Raw genomic sequence first — 15103 nt, 5'->3', positions numbered from 1 at the left:
TACTACGTATTGCTAAAGGTTAATACATGCTCCTGTTGTTAGGGGAGGAAATGCTACTTTAGATTATGTCAAGCCTGAGACAGAATTAGAAATTAAAGCCTGTGAAATTTGGCAGGAAATTCTTGGGCAGGATAGAGTAGGTATCACTGATGACTTTTTCAAAATTGGAGGTAATTCTATTTTGGCAATTCAAGTCTCACATCGTATGAGTAAGATATTAGGATGTGATGTAAATGTGACTGATATGTTTAAGAATAGAACGATTAATAATCTTAAAGATGTTTTATCGCAAAATTTACACGAAAAAAGTAAAAGTATTGAAGGAGAAAGTTGGGAAATATTTGTTTAAAGAATAAAAAAATAAAAATGAATATAATTAGTATTATTGATGATTTCAAGAAAAATAACTCAATGTTATGGGTTGAAGATAATGGGATTAAGCTATTTGTTTCTGAAGATTTTAAAAGTGAAGAACTAAAAAAAACAATTACTGAATTTAAAACTGAAATATTCAATATTCTTGTTTTCAATGGTATATATTCGAAGATTGATTTTTTAAATAAATTAATATTTAAAACCGATACGCAAGAATCTATTCTTTCTTTTGCTCAAGAACGCTTGTGGTTTATCGAGCAGTATGAAGAAGGTACAAATGCTTATCATATGCCTTTTTTATATGAGCTTGATGAGGAAACTGACAAAGAAGGTTTAAAATACGCTTTACAACAAATCGTTTCTAGACATGAGGTATTGAGAAGTACCATTGAGCCAGGAAAAGACGAGGGCATGGCATGCAGATAGTACATAATTCACCTCTGTTTATTGAGGAAATTATAGTAGATGAGACTGATGATTATAATTCACTAATTAATGAAACTATTAATCGTCCTTTTAATCTTAATACTGAATATCCTATTCGAGTTGTATTTTATACAATCAAGTCAAGTTCTGAAGTTTTGCAGTCTAAAACTTTATTATTAATTACAATACATCATATTGCTAGTGATGGTTGGTCATTAAAAATATTCGAAAACGAATTGTTTGATTACTATGAAGCTTATGTTAAAAAAGATATTGATTTTAGTCTGCCAGCATTAGACATTCAATACAAGGATTATGCCCTATGGCAAAGATCTTATTTGACAGGTAGTTTTAGGAAGACAATTATGCTATTGGAAAGGGAAATTGTCGGGATATGAGCTTTAGAATTTCCAACTGATTATGCAAGACCTGCAACAATAGACTATAAAGGTGAAGATTATGACTTTATAATCAATAGTGAAATCACCGAAAGATTACGAGAACTATGTAAACATTATGAAGGTTTAACACTACATAATGTGTTGTTAAGTAGTATTAATATTATTGTTGGGTAAATATACTGAACACAACGATATTGTAATTGGTACCCTTAATGCAAACAGACAGCAAAGACAAACAGAAGGGCTTATTGGGTTTTTTGTTAATACACAGGTAACAGAACAATGCTTAATAATTCTCAAAGTTTTGGGGAGTTAATCCAGGAAGTTCAGAAGGATCAGATTGAAGCTCAACTTCATCAGGATTTACCATTTGAAAAGTTGGTTAATGATTTAGGAATTGATCGCGATGTGTCAAGACATCCTATCTTTCAAGTACTGTTTGGTGTACAGGTTTGGTCAGGAAGATGAAAAATTCGGAGCTACAAAAAAAATACCTCAAACCTTATGAATACCGAAGATGTTTATCTTAATGCAAGATTTGATTTATTCATCTCTATCGATGATCATGATGAAGAAATTTTAGGGAAATTAATTTTGCTACCAGTTTGTTTCATAAAGATACTATAACTAAGTTTTCTAAACACTATTTATATCTTCTTGAAGAGCTAACAGAAACATCCAAATATGCCATATAGCCAAATTAGTTTACTAATCCTGATGAATACAATCAAATTGTTCATGATTGGAATGCAACTGATAAAGAATATCCAAAGAATAAATCAATTATAGATATATTCGAAGAGCAAGTCAAAAAAACACCAAACAATATTGCTATTGTATTTGGTGAAAAAGAACTGACGTATCAAGAACTAGACGATGAATCAAATAAACTAGCATATTATTTAATTACCAATTACAATATTCAAGAAAATGATTTAATAGGTATCATGCTTGATAAGTCAGAAAAAATGCTGGTCAGTATTTTTGGAATATTGAAAGCTGGAGCAGCTTATGTATGTATTGATTCTGAATATCCTGACAGACGAAAGGAATTTATCGTTGAGGATGCATCGCTTAATATGTTTATCACGCAAACTGATTATATATTTGATTTTGATTATTACACTGGAAATATTATAGCAATAGATGTTCAATTAGATTATATTGATACTTCAATAGAATTTATTAAAAAAGACATTAAGCAAGACAATCTTGCCTATGTAATATATACATCAGGAACAACAGGTAAACCTAAAGGTGTAATGGTAGAGCATGGTGCGGTCTTGAGTTTAGTATTTAATAATTATATTAATTTATCTAATAACGAGGTGTTTGCTTTTTTATCTTCTCCAGCATTTGATGCCAGTACTTTTGAAATATTTACACCATTACTTAAGGGGACATAAGTTAATTGTACCAATAGATTTTAAGTAGTATTGTTTCAAGTGCAACAAAATTTAAAACGTTTTTAGAATTAAATAAAATATCAATTTTATGGCTTACAAAAACGTTATTTGATAATTTATACTACTTAGATAATAAACTTTTCTCAGACTTAGAATATTTGATTATTGGTGGAGAAGCATTAGATAAGAATGCAGTGAATAAATTAATTAGTAGTTCTTCAAAACCTAAGCACTGTTTAAATGGATATGGTCCAACTGAAAGTACAACGTTTGCTTGTACTTATGATATGGTGAATGAAATAGAAGGGCAAACGTGTACCTATTGGTAAACCAATTAATAACAGAAGTGTTTATGTTCTTGATTTAAATATGTGCCCTGTTCCTAGTGGAGTTATCGGAGAGTTGTATATAGGTGGAGCTGGTTTATCCAGAGGGTATTTAAACCGTCCTGAATTAACTGCCGAACGTTTTATCGACAATCCTTTTGCTACCGATATTGATAGAGAAAACGGCTATACACGATTATATAAGACAGGCGATTTGGTTCGTTGGTTAGCCAATGAGACTCTAGAATATATTGGTAGAGTTGATAATCAGGTTAAAGATACGAGGCTATCGTATCGAATTGGGTGAGATTGAACATGCAATGTCTCAGATTGAAGGCATCATGCAAGTAAGCGTTCAGGCCAGAGACAAAGTTATCGAAAGCGGTAGTTCTAAATATCTTGTAGGATATTATATTTTGAATGAAGATGGGGTTGGCTTAACTGTGGATGCTATTGAGAGATCTTTATCGGGTATTTTGCCGGATTATATGATACCAAGTGCCTTTGTTGAGATGGATTCTTTCCCATTAACAGCGAATGGAAAGCTAAACAAGCGTTTGTTTACTGATCCAGATTTTAATTCTTCAGACTCAGATTATGTTGAACCTACAACGTACGAAGAAATAGAAGTGTGTAAAATATGGAGTGATTTACTTGGCTTGGATCGAGTAGGTATTACTGACGACTTTTTCAAGATAGGAGGTAATTCTATTCTGGCAATACAAGTTTCACATCGCACAAGTAAAATATTAGGGAAAGATGTAAAAGTGGCTGATGTTTTTAAATATAAAACAATAATACAGTTATTGGTCCATGTTATTAATCAGTCTCAAATTATAATACCAAATATTGATTCTGATCAAATCGGTCTTTCGTTTGCTCAGGAACGTTTGTGGTTCATTGAGCAGTTTGAAGAAGGAACTAATGCGTATCACATTCCAGTTTTATATAAACTTGATGCTACAGCAAATAAAGAAGGCTTAAAACATGCTTTACAACAAATTGTTACTAGACATGAGATATTGAGAAGTACTATTGAGCAAGGAGAAGATGACGAATTTGCTATTCAGAAAGTAAATAAAGCACCTCTTTCTATTCTGGAAATTACATCGAGTGAAACAGATGATTATGAATTGTTAATTACAAAAGAAATCAATCGTCCATTTAATTTGAGTAATGAATATCCAATTCGGGTTAATTTCTATACTATTAAATCCGAGACCGATGCTTCTTTAAATAAGACGATACTATTAATCAACATACATCATATCGCTACAGATGGATGGTCAAAAGAGATATTCGAAAAGGAAGTATTAGCATATTATGATGCCTATTTAGTAAATAATAAAGCATTTAAATTGCCAGAACTTGAAATTCAATATAAAGATTATGCATTGTGGCAACGCGATTATTTAACGGGAGATATTTTAGAAAAACAATTAGGCTATTGGAAAGAAAAGTTAGCGGGTTATCAGACTCTTGAATTTCCTACTGATTATGCCAGACCTTCTGTTGTCAATTACAGAGGCGCAAGTCAAGAGTTTTTACTGAATAAAGAACTTAGTAAAACACTACGTGATTTAGCACAGCGTGAAGGAGTTACATTGAATAGTTTGCTTTTAAGTAGTGTTACTATTCTTTTAGGTAAATATACTGGACAAAATGATATTGTTATTGGTACTGCTATTGCCAATCGGCATCACAGGCAAACAGAGAGCTTGATAGGCTTTTTTGTCAATATGCAGGCTAATAGAACTATTTTAAATAGTTCCCAAAGTTTTGAAGATTTAATTCCAGGAAACTCATAAGGATCAAATTAATGCTCAAATGCATCAGGATTTACCTTTCGAAAAGTTAATAGATGAATTAGGAGTAGAGCGTGATGCCTCAAGACATCCTGTTTTTCAGGTAATGTTTGGAGTGTTGAGTTTTGGTTCAGGTAATGATGGTTTTGAGTATAATGATGCTGCTCCTTTTAGACCGTATGACTTTGAAGATGTTCATGAAGTGGCTAAATATGATTTATCCATTTTTATAGATGATAGTAAGGAAGAACTTTTAGGAGAAATTAGTTATGCTACAAGCTTGTTTACAAAAGAGAGTATTGCTCGATTGGCTAATCATTATATTTATCTTTTAAATGAACTCACGGAAAATTCAAGTAGGTTTCATAATGAAATTAGTTTATTGAATTCTGGAGAGTATCAACAAATTATTCACGATTGGAATGCAGCTGAAGAGACCTATCCAAAGAATAAATCTATTATAGACCTATTCGAAGAGCAAGTCAAAAAAACACCTAACAATATTGCCTTGGTTTATGAAGGAGAGGGATTAACCTATAATCAGCTTAATGAAAAGAGCAACCAATTGGCGCACCATATCCGGTCACAATACAAAGTAAAAACGCAAAAAGAACTTACAGCCGACAGTTAATTGCTTTATGCCTGGAGAAAGCTTTGAAATGATCATCGGAGATTTGGGAGTGTTAAAAGCTGGAGGCGCATATGTTCCTATTGACCCTAGTCTTTCCACAAGAAAGGATAGATTATGTTTTGGAAGATACCCAAACGGAGCTTGTATTGAGCCAAAGGCATTTAAATGAAAAGGCTTATGCTAAATTACCACAGAATAAGGTTGTTTACATTGATTTATCTGAAGCATTGTATAAAACTCAGGCTAAGATGAATCTTCCACAACAGAGCCAGTCGAGAGATCTTGCCTATGTGATTTACACCTCAGGAACCACAGGGAAGCCTAAAGGAGCAATGTTAAATCACTCAGGTATTGTTAATAGAATTGAATGGATGCAAAATATGTATCCCTTAAATTCGGAGGATGTTGTTTTGCAAAAGACACCTTATGTCTTTGATGTTTCTGTATGGGAAACTTTTATGGGCTAATTGGTATGGTGCTAAAATTGTGATGGCCAAGCCAGAAGGTCATAAGGATAGTGAGTATTTGCATCAATTGATACAAAAAGAGAAAGTGACGACACTTCATTTTGTTCCAAGTATGTTAGAAGCCTATAATCATTATCTATTAGAACAAGAGAATAAATTTAACCCTTCAATAAAGCAAATTTTTTGTAGTGGAGAAGCTTTAAATAACAATACAGTTCAACAAACGTATAAGAATAGCATTGGTGAATCATTGAAGTTACATAATCTTTATGGTCCAACGGAAGCTTCAATTGATGTCACGTTTTATGAGACTAATTCGACTAAAAATGTATACATAGGGAAGCCTATTCAAAACACCCAAGTTTATATTCTTTCTCCCCAATCAAAGGCCTGTTCCTATTGGTGTGATAGGAGAATTATACTTAGGAGGTATTGGTTTGTCTAGAGGATATTTTGATCGTCCAGAGTTAACTGCCGAACGATTTGTGGATAATCCATTTGCCGCGCAAGAAGATAAAATAAAAGGGTATACCAAATTGTATAAAACGGGCGATTTGGTTCGTTGGTTGGCAGTTGGTAACATAGAATCTTAGGAAGAAATGACGATCAGGTTAAATTTTAGAGGATTCCTATTGAGTTGGGTGCAGTTGAACATGCGATCTCACAAATAACTGGAATTAAACAAGTAAGTGTTCAGGCAAGAGATAGGATTACTGAGAATGGGAGTTCTAAATACCTTGTAGGGTATTATGTTTTAAATGTGGAAGAAACGGGATTAACGGTAGATACTATTGAGAGTTCTTTATCTGGAATCTTACCGGATTATATGATACCGACTGCTTTTGTTGAGATGGAATCTTTTCCATTGACAGTAAATGGAAAGCTAAACAAGCGTTTGTTTACTGATCCTGATTTCAATTCTTCAGACTCAGATTATGTTGTGCCTGTAACAGAAGAGAAAGAGACATGCGAAATTTGGAGTAATTTACTTGGATTGGATCGAGTAGGCATTACTGATAATTTTTTCAAGATAGGAGGTAATTCTATTTTGGCACTACAAGTTTCACATCGTATGAGCAAGATATTGGGATGTAATGTGAAAGTGGCTGATGTTTTTAAATATAAAACAATAACACAATTACTGGCTCATGCTATTGGTCAGTCCCAAATAGTAATAAAGGTTGATGTTGACCAAATTGGTCTTTCGTTTGCTCAGGAACGTCTGTGGTTCATCGAACAGTTTGAAGAAGGGACGAATACTTTCCATATACCTGCTTTATATGAACTTGATGCTACAATAAATAAAGAAGGCATAAAATACGCTTTGCAACAAATTGTCACTAGACATGAGGTGTTGCGAAGTACTATTGAGCAAAGAGAAAATGATGAATGTGCTATTCAGAAAGTACATGAAGAATCTCTTTCTATTCAAGAAGATACGCATGGAATGAAACAGATGATTATGAATTGTTGATTACAGAAGAAATCAATCGTCCATTTAACTTAAGTAATGAATATCCAATCCGAGTTAATTTTTATAATATCTGTTCAAATTCTGATGCTACAATAAATAAGACGATACTGTTAATCAATATACATCATATCGCTTCAGATGGATGGTCAAAAGAGGTATTTGAAAGAGAAGTTTTAGCATATTATAATGCATATCTAGAAAACAACACAACATTTAAATTACCTGAACTTGAGATTCAATATAAGGATTATGCATTGTGGCAACGCAATTATTTAACGGGAGATGTTTTAGAAAAACAATTAGGCTATTGGAAAGAAAAGCTGACAGGTTATCAAGTCTTAGAATTTCCTACTGACTATGCTAGACCCTCTGTTGTAGATTACAGAGGCGCAAGCCAAGAGTTTTCATTGAATAAAGAACTTAGTAAAAAAATACGTGATTTAGCACAGCGAGAGGGAGTTACATTAAATAGTTTGCTTTTAAGCGCTGTGAATATTCTTTTAGGGAAATATACTGGACAGAAGGATATTGTGATTGGTAGCCCAATAGCCAATCGTCATCATAGCCAAACAGAAGGTTTAATTGGTTTTTTTGTAAATACACAAGTAAACAGAACACAACTTAATGCTTCCCAAAATTTTAAAGAACTAATCAAACAGGTTCATCAAGGACAAATTGAAGCTCAATTGCATCAGGATTTACCTTTTGAAAAGTTAATAGCCGAGTTGGGAGTTGATAGAGATACTTCTAGACATTCTATTTTTCAGGTAATGTTTGGGGTACAGAGTTTTGGTTCTAGTAAAGAGAGTTTTGAGTACAATGATACTACACCATTTAAACCATACGAACTTAAAGATGCTTATGAAGTAGCTAAATTTGATTTGTCTATTTTTATTGATGACAGTGAAGAAGAACTTGCAGGTGAGATTAACTATGCTACTAGCTTGTTTACTAAAGAGAGTATTATTCAATTAGCCAATCATTATGTTTATTTATTAGATGAGTTGACTAAGGATTCCAATAAAGAGTACAGTCAAATTAGTTTGTTATCTCCAAAGGATTACCAAGAGCTAATTTACAATTGGAATGCTACTGATAAAGTATATCCAAAGGATAAGACCATTCAGGAATTATTTCAGGAACAAGTACTAAAGACTCCAAATAATGTTGCTTTGGTTTCTGGTTTAGATGAGTTAACTTATAATGCACTTCATGAAAAGAGCAATCAGTTAGCACGTTATATTCGAGAACAGTATCAAGAAAAAACGCAAAGAGCACTTACTCCAGATACTCTCATCGTATTGTGTATGGACAGAAGCTTGGAAATGATTATTGGGATATTGGCAGTACTAAAAGCTGGCGGAACTTATGTGCCTATCGATCCAAGTTATCCTCAGGATAGGATTGATTATTTTTTGGAAGATACTCAGGCGACTATTATTTTAAGTCAAAGAAAGCTAAAAGAAAACAATCAGGTTAAGCTTCCACAGGACAAAGTTATTGCTATTGATTTGTCAGAAGAACTATATCTAAAAGAAGATACAGTAAACCTTGAACAATATTCTCAGTCTACTGATCTGGCTTATATCATTTATACCTCAGGAACTACTGGTAGACCTAAGGGAGTAATGATTGAACATCATTCGGTTATTAATTATTCCAATAATGTAAATGAGGTTCTATTGCCTGAGATAAAGAATGTTGATTTTTCAACAAACTTAGCATTCGATTTGAGCGTAACTACAACTATTTCTTCATTGTTATTGGGGAAAAAGATATTTATTTATTCAGATACGGTAACAGATGTTGATTCATATGCACAGTATTTAGTTGAAAATAAAATTGATTTTGTTAAAGGAACACCTTCCTTATTAGCCAACTTATCTTTGAATTATTTTAGTAATTATAAAATAAAACAAGCCTTTGAGGGGAGAAATTAGAAGAATTTCAATTAGACTATATCTCGAAGTACATTGATAATCCAATAGATGAATATGGTCCAACAGAGGCAACAGTTGGGGCAACATATATAAATAAAAAGGAAATTGGAGCTAAAGGTATTGGTAAGCCTTATTTTAATTTTAAAAATTATGTTTTAGATTCTAACAATGTTCCTGTTCCCATAGGAGTGATTGGCGAATTGCATATAGGTGGAGCGAGTTTATCTCGTGGTTATTTGAATCGTCCTGAGTTAACTGCGGAGCGTTTTATCGATAATCCATTTGCTACCGAAGCTGATAAAGCTAAAGGATATACCAAATTGTACAAAACGGGCGATTTGGTGCGTTGGTTGCCAGATGGTGGTGTTAGAATATTTAGGCGGAAACGATGATCAGGTTAAAATTCGTGGTTACCGAATCGAATTTGGCGAGATTGAGCATGCCCTCTCACAAATCGAAGGCATCAAGCAAGCGTGTGTTTTGGCCAAAGAAAGAAGCAGAAGCTGGAAGTACAAAATACTTAGTTGGTTATTATGTATTGGATAGCACACAAGAAACAAACCTTGATTCTACTTCTATTTTAGAAAAATTGTCTCAGGGTTTACCTGATTACATGGTTCCTTCCGCCTTGGTTGCTATGGAATCTTTGCCCTTAACCATTAATGGCAAATTAGACAAACGTGCTTTACCTGATGCTGATTTTAATGCGGTTGAGGATTATGTCAAGCCTGAGACTGAATTAGAAATTAAGCTGTGTGTTATTTATGCTGAAGTTTTAGGTTTGGCTAGCGATCAGGTTAGCATTCATCAGAACTTTTTCAAGATGGGAGGAAATTCAATATTAAGCCTTCAATTGAAACAAAAATTAAATCGATTAGATGAATTCAATAACATCAGTATTGCTGATTTATTTAAACATAATTGGATTTTTAAAGCTAATTCAAATTATTGGACCAAATACGTTACCTAAGTATCAACTTCAGAGCAATAGCCTTGGCAGCAGTAGCCATGAAATTGCCATTATAGGTAGTTCAGGAGCGTTTAGTGGAGCAAATAATATTACAGAATTATGGGACTTGATTGCTAATCAAAAGGAAGGAATTAAGTTTTATAATAAAGAACAGTGTGTTGAATTTGGAGTAGAGGAGTCTTTATTGAATTTACCTAATTTCGTTGCAATATCAGGCGATGTAGAAGGAACTGAGAATTTTGATCCTTTGTTTTGGGGGATATCACCCAACGAAGCAAAACAATTGAATCCTCAGATCCGTAAATTTATAGAACACAGTTGGTTTGTATTAGAATCTACAGGGTATTCTCAACAGCGTAAGAACCAAAACATTGGTGTTTTTGCAGGAAGTGGTAATAATGATTATTTCTATGATCATATCCTAAACGGAGAAATGTCCGATCAAATTAATATGTGGGAAGCCTCAGCTTCGAATAGTAAAGATGCCTTGGCAACCAAAACGGCATTTTTCTTGGGCTTATCAGGTCCAGCCAATTCTATTAATACAGCTTGTTCCACTGGATTGGTTTCTGTGGTGGAGGCTTGTAAAAACTTGCAACTTGGTGTTTGTCATATGGCTTTGGCAGGAGGAGTATCTTTAGGTACACCAGGTGATATTGGTTATGTATACGAAGAAGGAATGATTTCCTCAAAAGATGGTCATTGTAGAACCTTTGATTATAAGGCTTCTGGTACTATTGGCGCCTCTGGAGTTGGAGTTGTTTTATTGAAACGCTTGGAGGATGCCATTAAAGATGGAGATACTATCTTAGGTGTTATCAAAGGATATGCTAGCAATAATGATGGCGACCGTAAAACAGGATACACAGCACCTTCAATCATTGGTCAGAGCGAATGTATTATCAATGCGCAACGCATGGCAGGAGTAAGTTCTAATGAAATTGATTATGTAGAATGTCATGGTACTGCCACTCATTTAGGTGATCCTATAGAAGTACAAGCCTTGCGTGAAGCATTTGCTTTTAATGAAGATAAAGAAAAACCATTGAGTCGTAAAACTGTACTGGGAGCAGTAAAAGCCAATATTGGTCATACCGATTCTGCTGCAGGTACAGCCAGTTTAATTAAGGTTTGTGCAATGCTTCAAAATAATACTATTCCAGGACAGGTAAATTTTGAAAGCCCTAACCCAGAGCTTGGTTTAGAGCAAACCAACTTTGAGATTCTTAAACAAAACAGAGAATGGTTGCCTAGTCAGGAAAAACAACGTTTGGCTGGAGTGAGTTCCTTTGGAGTAGGAGGTACTAATGCACATGTGGTTATAGGGGATTACATTGTGTCAGCAAAAGAGCAAGAAAAAACAATAGTCGAAGGGCATTCTCCGATAAAATACATCGTTCCTCTATCTGCAAAAAGCAGATCATCATTAGAACAGAACAAAACAACCTTATTAAAATATTTAGCAGGAATACAAAATACTCAGCAATCAGTTACTATACGAGATATTGCCTATAGTTTACAACAGAAAAAAGAACAATTCAATCATAGAAGTGCTTATTGCGCCCAAACAGTTGAGGAATTGATTACTGCATTAAAAGAAAGTGTTGTTGAAAACCAAGTCAATACGCAGCACAATGCAAAAACGGTATTTATGTTTCCGGGTCAAGGAGCACAATATACTGGTATGCTAAAATCATTGTATGATAATGAACCAAATTTTAAGAATGTTATCGATAAATGCATCGGTATCGCGAATCAATATCTAGAGATAGATCTGAATGAGGTGATGTACCCAACCCAGAAACCATCACAATTTGACATTAACCAAACACAGTGGTCTCAAATTACTTTATTCATTATAGAATATGGTTTGTCTGAATATTTGACTCACATTGGAGTTAAAGCAGATGCTTGCATTGGTCATAGTATTGGAGAATATGTGGCAGCTACTTTATCTGGGGTTTTTAGTCTGGAAGACGCCATAAAAACTGTAATTTCCAGAGGGCAACTTATGCAGTCCATGGAGTCGGGCAGTATGCTTGCTATCCATTCTGCCGAAATCGATATTCAGGAAATAGTAAAAGAATACCATTGTGAAATCGCAGTTATCAACTCATCAGAAAACATTGTAGTTTCGGGTACTCATGATAAGATTCAAAGTCTGAAAATGGCATTAAGATCGAGGAATTATTAAGTGTAAAATTGAACGTATCACATGCCTATCATTCTGTTATGATGGAAGGGGCTTTGGATAAATTTGAAAAGGTATTTTCGGATGTGAAGTTAAACACACCTAAGAAGAAATTCATTTCAAATTTAACAGGAGCGTTTGCTGCAGCTGAAGTTACTTCTGCAAGATATTGGTGCAACCAACTTCGAAATACAGTTCAGTTTTCAAAAGGAATACACACTTTAAGTGTGCAATACAACCATCAGCTTAGTTTTATTGAAGTAGGGCCTGGTAAAGCATTGTGTTCTTTTATTAATGTTTATAAAAAATCGAATAACTATAAATACCTAGATTCAGTACAGTTGTTTGCTTGGCAAAAGAAGCAGAGGAAAACAAGGAGAATCAGTTAAGTAGTAAAGAAGCGCTTATTGCCAAACTTTGGATGAATGGCATTATCAATCAACCAAACCACCCAGATTTATTTCAACAAGCAAAGTTGCAGCAAGGTTTGCCAGTGTATCAGTTTGATTTTCAAAAATGTTGGTTGGAAAGAGCTGAAGAAACTAAAGCCAAAGAAGAACTAGCATTGCTTCCTAAAGAAAAATGGTTGAGTGCACCAGTTTGGGTTCCAGCTTTTAATTTGGATAAACAATACATAACTGATGTTACTGTTTATAAAAATGCGCTTATTTTTATAAGAGAAGAGCAACTTAACTTGTATGATTTTAGCATTATAGCAAAAAATAGTCATTTAATAGTATTAGATGTAAATCATCAGAATACAAATATTTTTATAACAGATAATAATGAGTTTAAGCTTAACCCTCAAAATGAGAATCATTTTAAAGAATTGTCTCAATATTTAAACGCAAACAATATTGCCTTTGAAACGATTATTCATCTCTCTTCAATTAACAATCTGTCTGATTCAGAGCGCGCATTATCTTATAGTTTTTATCCTTTGTTTTTAATTCGTCAATATTTGTTAAATAATATTGATAGGGACAATTTATTGGTGTTAACAAATGGGTTAGCACAAATTACTAATGATGACATTATTAATCCATTCAATGGAACTTTGGTTGGAGCTATGAGAAATATCAATAATGAATTCTTAAACTTAGACGCCAGAATAATTGATATTGGTTATGAAAACGAAAACATTTTTAACTACATTAATCATCTTGTTAAAGATGTAAACTATAAAAAAACGGATGAATTATTAGCTGTCAAATTTGGAAAATTATGGATTGAACGATTTGAAAATGTAGCTAATTTACCAACCAATGAAAGCAGAATTAAGGATGGAGACGTTATTTTAATTACGGGTAACTTAAGTAGTTTTGCTTTACCAACCGCAAAATATATTGCTAGTAAACATAATGTAAAATTTATTTTAATAAGTAGTGATGATATTTATAAGGAGTCAATAGTATCAGCTTATGAAATTGAAAGATTTGAGATAATTAAAACACTTAAAGCATTTGGTTCTTCATTTGACTTTGAATGTGTTGATTTATACAGTTTTGAAAAAGTAAATGCTTTTATAGAGAAAACAAAAGCGATTTATGGCAATATAACAGGTATTATACATACCGAAGGTGCATCTCCACTAGATATTAATGAATATCAATTTGAAAATGTTAAAAATGCTTTCAAAGGAAGAATTTATGGATTAGATCATTTAATTAATTCTGTAGATTTAAATCATCTGAATTTTATTGCCTCAAAGTCATCACTGTCAAGCCTCATTGGTGATGCAAATAGAATTGAATTTTGTGCTTCTAACAGTTATTTAGATTATTTATCAGTAAATAAGAAAAAATTCAAAAACACTAAAATCATTTCTGTCAATTGGCTTTGGTGGTACGATAATTATACAAGTAAAGAGGAATCATCTGAAAATAAAAAAACACAAAATTTTTCACAAGATTTGGATAGATTAATGTATTTAAATTCTGTTGATTACAATGAAGGTTCGGAGTTGTTTTATCATTTAATTAATCAGACAAAACACGATCAACTCGCAGTATCTAAGTTGAATATAAAAGAATTAAAGCACAAACTGTTTAGTTCTAATAATAACAAACCAACCGATAAAGAAATTAGAATTTTAGAAGAAGATTATTCGGAAACTGAATTCAAAATTGCCAAAGTATTTGCCAATATACTTGGATTAGAAGAAATATCAATCTATGACGATTTCTTTAAAATTGGAGGAAACTCAATTCTTGCGATACGCGCATCACATCAAATTACCGAATTATTTAATATAGACATTGGTATTGCCGATTTGTTTAAGCATAAATGCACAAATAATTTAAAGAATATTTTGGTTAAGAATACTATTAAAGTAAATATTAAAAGAGAAAAATGGACAATATAGAAGTAATCAAATTAATATATGATTTTAAGAAAAATGATTCCTTGTTATGGATTGAAGAAAATGATATTCATTTATTAATATCGGATGATTTCAAAAGTCAAGAATTAAGAAAACCATAATTAAATTAAAACCAGAGATTAAAACATTTTTATTTAATAATAAAATTTTCTCTGAAGACGATTTTTTAAATAAACGCATATTTAAAACAGATATGCAAGAATCTCTTCTATCTTTTGATCAAGAACGTTTGTGGTTTATAGAGCAATACGAACAGGGAACGAATGTTTATCATTTACCAGCAGTATATGAATTAGATACTACAACTG

Annotated in this window: 21 protein-coding genes and 1 pseudogene; all 22 read left to right on the top strand. The window is 32.9% G+C overall.

The genetic code is table 11. The features are described 5' to 3' along the window. Positions 1-22 precede the first annotated feature (22 nt). The gene (locus AC1RYN_RS13215; protein WP_481807341.1) at positions 23-349 is read left to right on the top strand and encodes a phosphopantetheine-binding protein; all 327 of its coding nucleotides are present in this window, start codon (positions 23-25) and stop codon (positions 347-349) included. Between the two features lie 17 nt (positions 350-366). Continuing rightward, positions 367-801: a condensation domain-containing protein gene (locus AC1RYN_RS13210; protein WP_481807338.1), complete on the top strand. Its 435-nt coding sequence runs from the start codon at positions 367-369 to the stop codon at positions 799-801. Further along, complete coding sequence (locus tag AC1RYN_RS13205) at positions 792-1199, top strand: condensation domain-containing protein (protein WP_481807337.1); 408 nt, start codon at positions 792-794, stop codon at positions 1197-1199. The genes AC1RYN_RS13210 and AC1RYN_RS13205 overlap by 10 nt, the downstream gene beginning before the upstream one ends. Before the next feature lie 166 nt (positions 1200-1365). Continuing rightward, on the top strand, positions 1366-1518 hold the full coding sequence (locus tag AC1RYN_RS13200; RefSeq protein WP_481807336.1) for a hypothetical protein: 153 nt from the start codon (positions 1366-1368) through the stop codon (positions 1516-1518). Further along, positions 1485-1670 carry a condensation domain-containing protein gene (locus AC1RYN_RS13195; protein ID WP_481807335.1) on the top strand — a complete coding sequence of 62 codons (186 nt, stop codon included), beginning with the start codon at positions 1485-1487 and terminating at the stop codon, positions 1668-1670. Before AC1RYN_RS13200 ends, AC1RYN_RS13195 begins: the two co-directional genes overlap by 34 nt. Before the next feature lie 263 nt (positions 1671-1933). Further along, positions 1934-2608 carry an AMP-binding protein gene (locus AC1RYN_RS13190; RefSeq protein ID WP_481807340.1) on the top strand — a complete coding sequence of 225 codons (675 nt, stop codon included), beginning with the start codon at positions 1934-1936 and terminating at the stop codon, positions 2606-2608. A 17-nt stretch (positions 2609-2625) separates the two neighbouring features. After that, the gene (locus tag AC1RYN_RS13185; RefSeq protein WP_481807339.1) at positions 2626-2937 is read left to right on the top strand and encodes an AMP-binding protein; all 312 of its coding nucleotides are present in this window, start codon (positions 2626-2628) and stop codon (positions 2935-2937) included. Positions 2938-2977: 40 nt separating this feature from the next. Then, entirely contained in the window at positions 2978-3241 is a 264-nt protein-coding gene (locus AC1RYN_RS13180) for a hypothetical protein (RefSeq protein WP_481807334.1), read from the top strand. Between the two features lie 13 nt (positions 3242-3254). After that, positions 3255-4742 (top strand): condensation domain-containing protein, encoded by a 1488-nt coding sequence (locus tag AC1RYN_RS13175; RefSeq protein WP_481807333.1) that lies wholly within the window; start codon positions 3255-3257, stop codon positions 4740-4742. A 19-nt stretch (positions 4743-4761) separates the two neighbouring features. Then, positions 4762-5370 (top strand): condensation domain-containing protein, encoded by a 609-nt coding sequence (locus tag AC1RYN_RS13170; protein WP_481807332.1) that lies wholly within the window; start codon positions 4762-4764, stop codon positions 5368-5370. Between the two features lie 71 nt (positions 5371-5441). Continuing rightward, positions 5442-5837 carry an AMP-binding protein gene (locus AC1RYN_RS13165; RefSeq protein ID WP_481807331.1) on the top strand — a complete coding sequence of 132 codons (396 nt, stop codon included), beginning with the start codon at positions 5442-5444 and terminating at the stop codon, positions 5835-5837. Positions 5838-5859: 22 nt separating this feature from the next. Further along, the gene (locus AC1RYN_RS13160; protein ID WP_481807330.1) at positions 5860-6282 is read left to right on the top strand and encodes an AMP-binding protein; all 423 of its coding nucleotides are present in this window, start codon (positions 5860-5862) and stop codon (positions 6280-6282) included. Further along, positions 6275-6430, top strand: a complete 156-nt coding sequence (locus AC1RYN_RS13155; protein WP_481807329.1) for a hypothetical protein — start codon at positions 6275-6277, stop codon at positions 6428-6430. The genes AC1RYN_RS13160 and AC1RYN_RS13155 overlap by 8 nt, the downstream gene beginning before the upstream one ends. A 44-nt stretch (positions 6431-6474) precedes the next feature. After that, complete coding sequence (locus AC1RYN_RS13150) at positions 6475-7311, top strand: condensation domain-containing protein (protein WP_481807328.1); 837 nt, start codon at positions 6475-6477, stop codon at positions 7309-7311. Further along, positions 7308-9251 carry a non-ribosomal peptide synthetase gene (locus tag AC1RYN_RS13145; RefSeq protein ID WP_481807327.1) on the top strand — a complete coding sequence of 648 codons (1944 nt, stop codon included), beginning with the start codon at positions 7308-7310 and terminating at the stop codon, positions 9249-9251. Before AC1RYN_RS13150 ends, AC1RYN_RS13145 begins: the two co-directional genes overlap by 4 nt. A gap of 20 nt (positions 9252-9271) precedes the next feature. Continuing rightward, a pseudogene (locus tag AC1RYN_RS13140) lies at positions 9272-9430 on the top strand (hypothetical protein); the annotation flags it as partial. Positions 9431-9439: 9 nt separating this feature from the next. Beyond that, on the top strand, positions 9440-9643 hold the full coding sequence (locus tag AC1RYN_RS13135; RefSeq protein WP_481807326.1) for a hypothetical protein: 204 nt from the start codon (positions 9440-9442) through the stop codon (positions 9641-9643). A 14-nt stretch (positions 9644-9657) separates the two neighbouring features. Beyond that, entirely contained in the window at positions 9658-10221 is a 564-nt protein-coding gene (locus AC1RYN_RS13130; protein ID WP_481807325.1) for a phosphopantetheine-binding protein, read from the top strand. Then, on the top strand, positions 10130-12415 hold the full coding sequence (locus AC1RYN_RS13125; protein WP_481807324.1) for a type I polyketide synthase: 2286 nt from the start codon (positions 10130-10132) through the stop codon (positions 12413-12415). Before AC1RYN_RS13130 ends, AC1RYN_RS13125 begins: the two co-directional genes overlap by 92 nt. 8 nt (positions 12416-12423) lie before the next feature. Next, positions 12424-12801 carry an acyltransferase domain-containing protein gene (locus tag AC1RYN_RS13120; RefSeq protein ID WP_481807323.1) on the top strand — a complete coding sequence of 126 codons (378 nt, stop codon included), beginning with the start codon at positions 12424-12426 and terminating at the stop codon, positions 12799-12801. Next, entirely contained in the window at positions 12762-14777 is a 2016-nt protein-coding gene (locus AC1RYN_RS13115; protein ID WP_481807322.1) for a KR domain-containing protein, read from the top strand. The genes AC1RYN_RS13120 and AC1RYN_RS13115 overlap by 40 nt, the downstream gene beginning before the upstream one ends. Then, the gene (locus tag AC1RYN_RS13110) at positions 14765-14896 is read left to right on the top strand and encodes a hypothetical protein (protein ID WP_481807321.1); all 132 of its coding nucleotides are present in this window, start codon (positions 14765-14767) and stop codon (positions 14894-14896) included. Before AC1RYN_RS13115 ends, AC1RYN_RS13110 begins: the two co-directional genes overlap by 13 nt. Positions 14897-15103 lie beyond the last annotated feature (207 nt).

Source organism: Flavobacterium sp. TC780 (assembly GCF_056783245.1).
The sequence above is the reverse complement of the archived record's forward strand: the minus strand, read 5'-3'. Positions and strand labels throughout refer to the sequence as shown.

Coding starts and splice junctions, on each gene's coding strand:
- AC1RYN_RS13210 (WP_481807338.1), top strand. CDS start 367: ATGAATATAATTAGTATTATTGATGATTTCAAGAAAAATAACTCAATG.
- AC1RYN_RS13205 (WP_481807337.1), top strand. CDS start 792: ATGCAGATAGTACATAATTCACCTCTGTTTATTGAGGAAATTATAGTA.
- AC1RYN_RS13195 (WP_481807335.1), top strand. CDS start 1,485: ATGCTTAATAATTCTCAAAGTTTTGGGGAGTTAATCCAGGAAGTTCAG.
- AC1RYN_RS13180 (WP_481807334.1), top strand. CDS start 2,978: ATGTGCCCTGTTCCTAGTGGAGTTATCGGAGAGTTGTATATAGGTGGA.
- AC1RYN_RS13175 (WP_481807333.1), top strand. CDS start 3,255: ATGTCTCAGATTGAAGGCATCATGCAAGTAAGCGTTCAGGCCAGAGAC.
- AC1RYN_RS13170 (WP_481807332.1), top strand. CDS start 4,762: ATGCATCAGGATTTACCTTTCGAAAAGTTAATAGATGAATTAGGAGTA.
- AC1RYN_RS13165 (WP_481807331.1), top strand. CDS start 5,442: ATGTTCCTATTGACCCTAGTCTTTCCACAAGAAAGGATAGATTATGTT.
- AC1RYN_RS13160 (WP_481807330.1), top strand. CDS start 5,860: ATGGCCAAGCCAGAAGGTCATAAGGATAGTGAGTATTTGCATCAATTG.
- AC1RYN_RS13125 (WP_481807324.1), top strand. CDS start 10,130: ATGAATTCAATAACATCAGTATTGCTGATTTATTTAAACATAATTGGA.
- AC1RYN_RS13110 (WP_481807321.1), top strand. CDS start 14,765: ATGGACAATATAGAAGTAATCAAATTAATATATGATTTTAAGAAAAAT.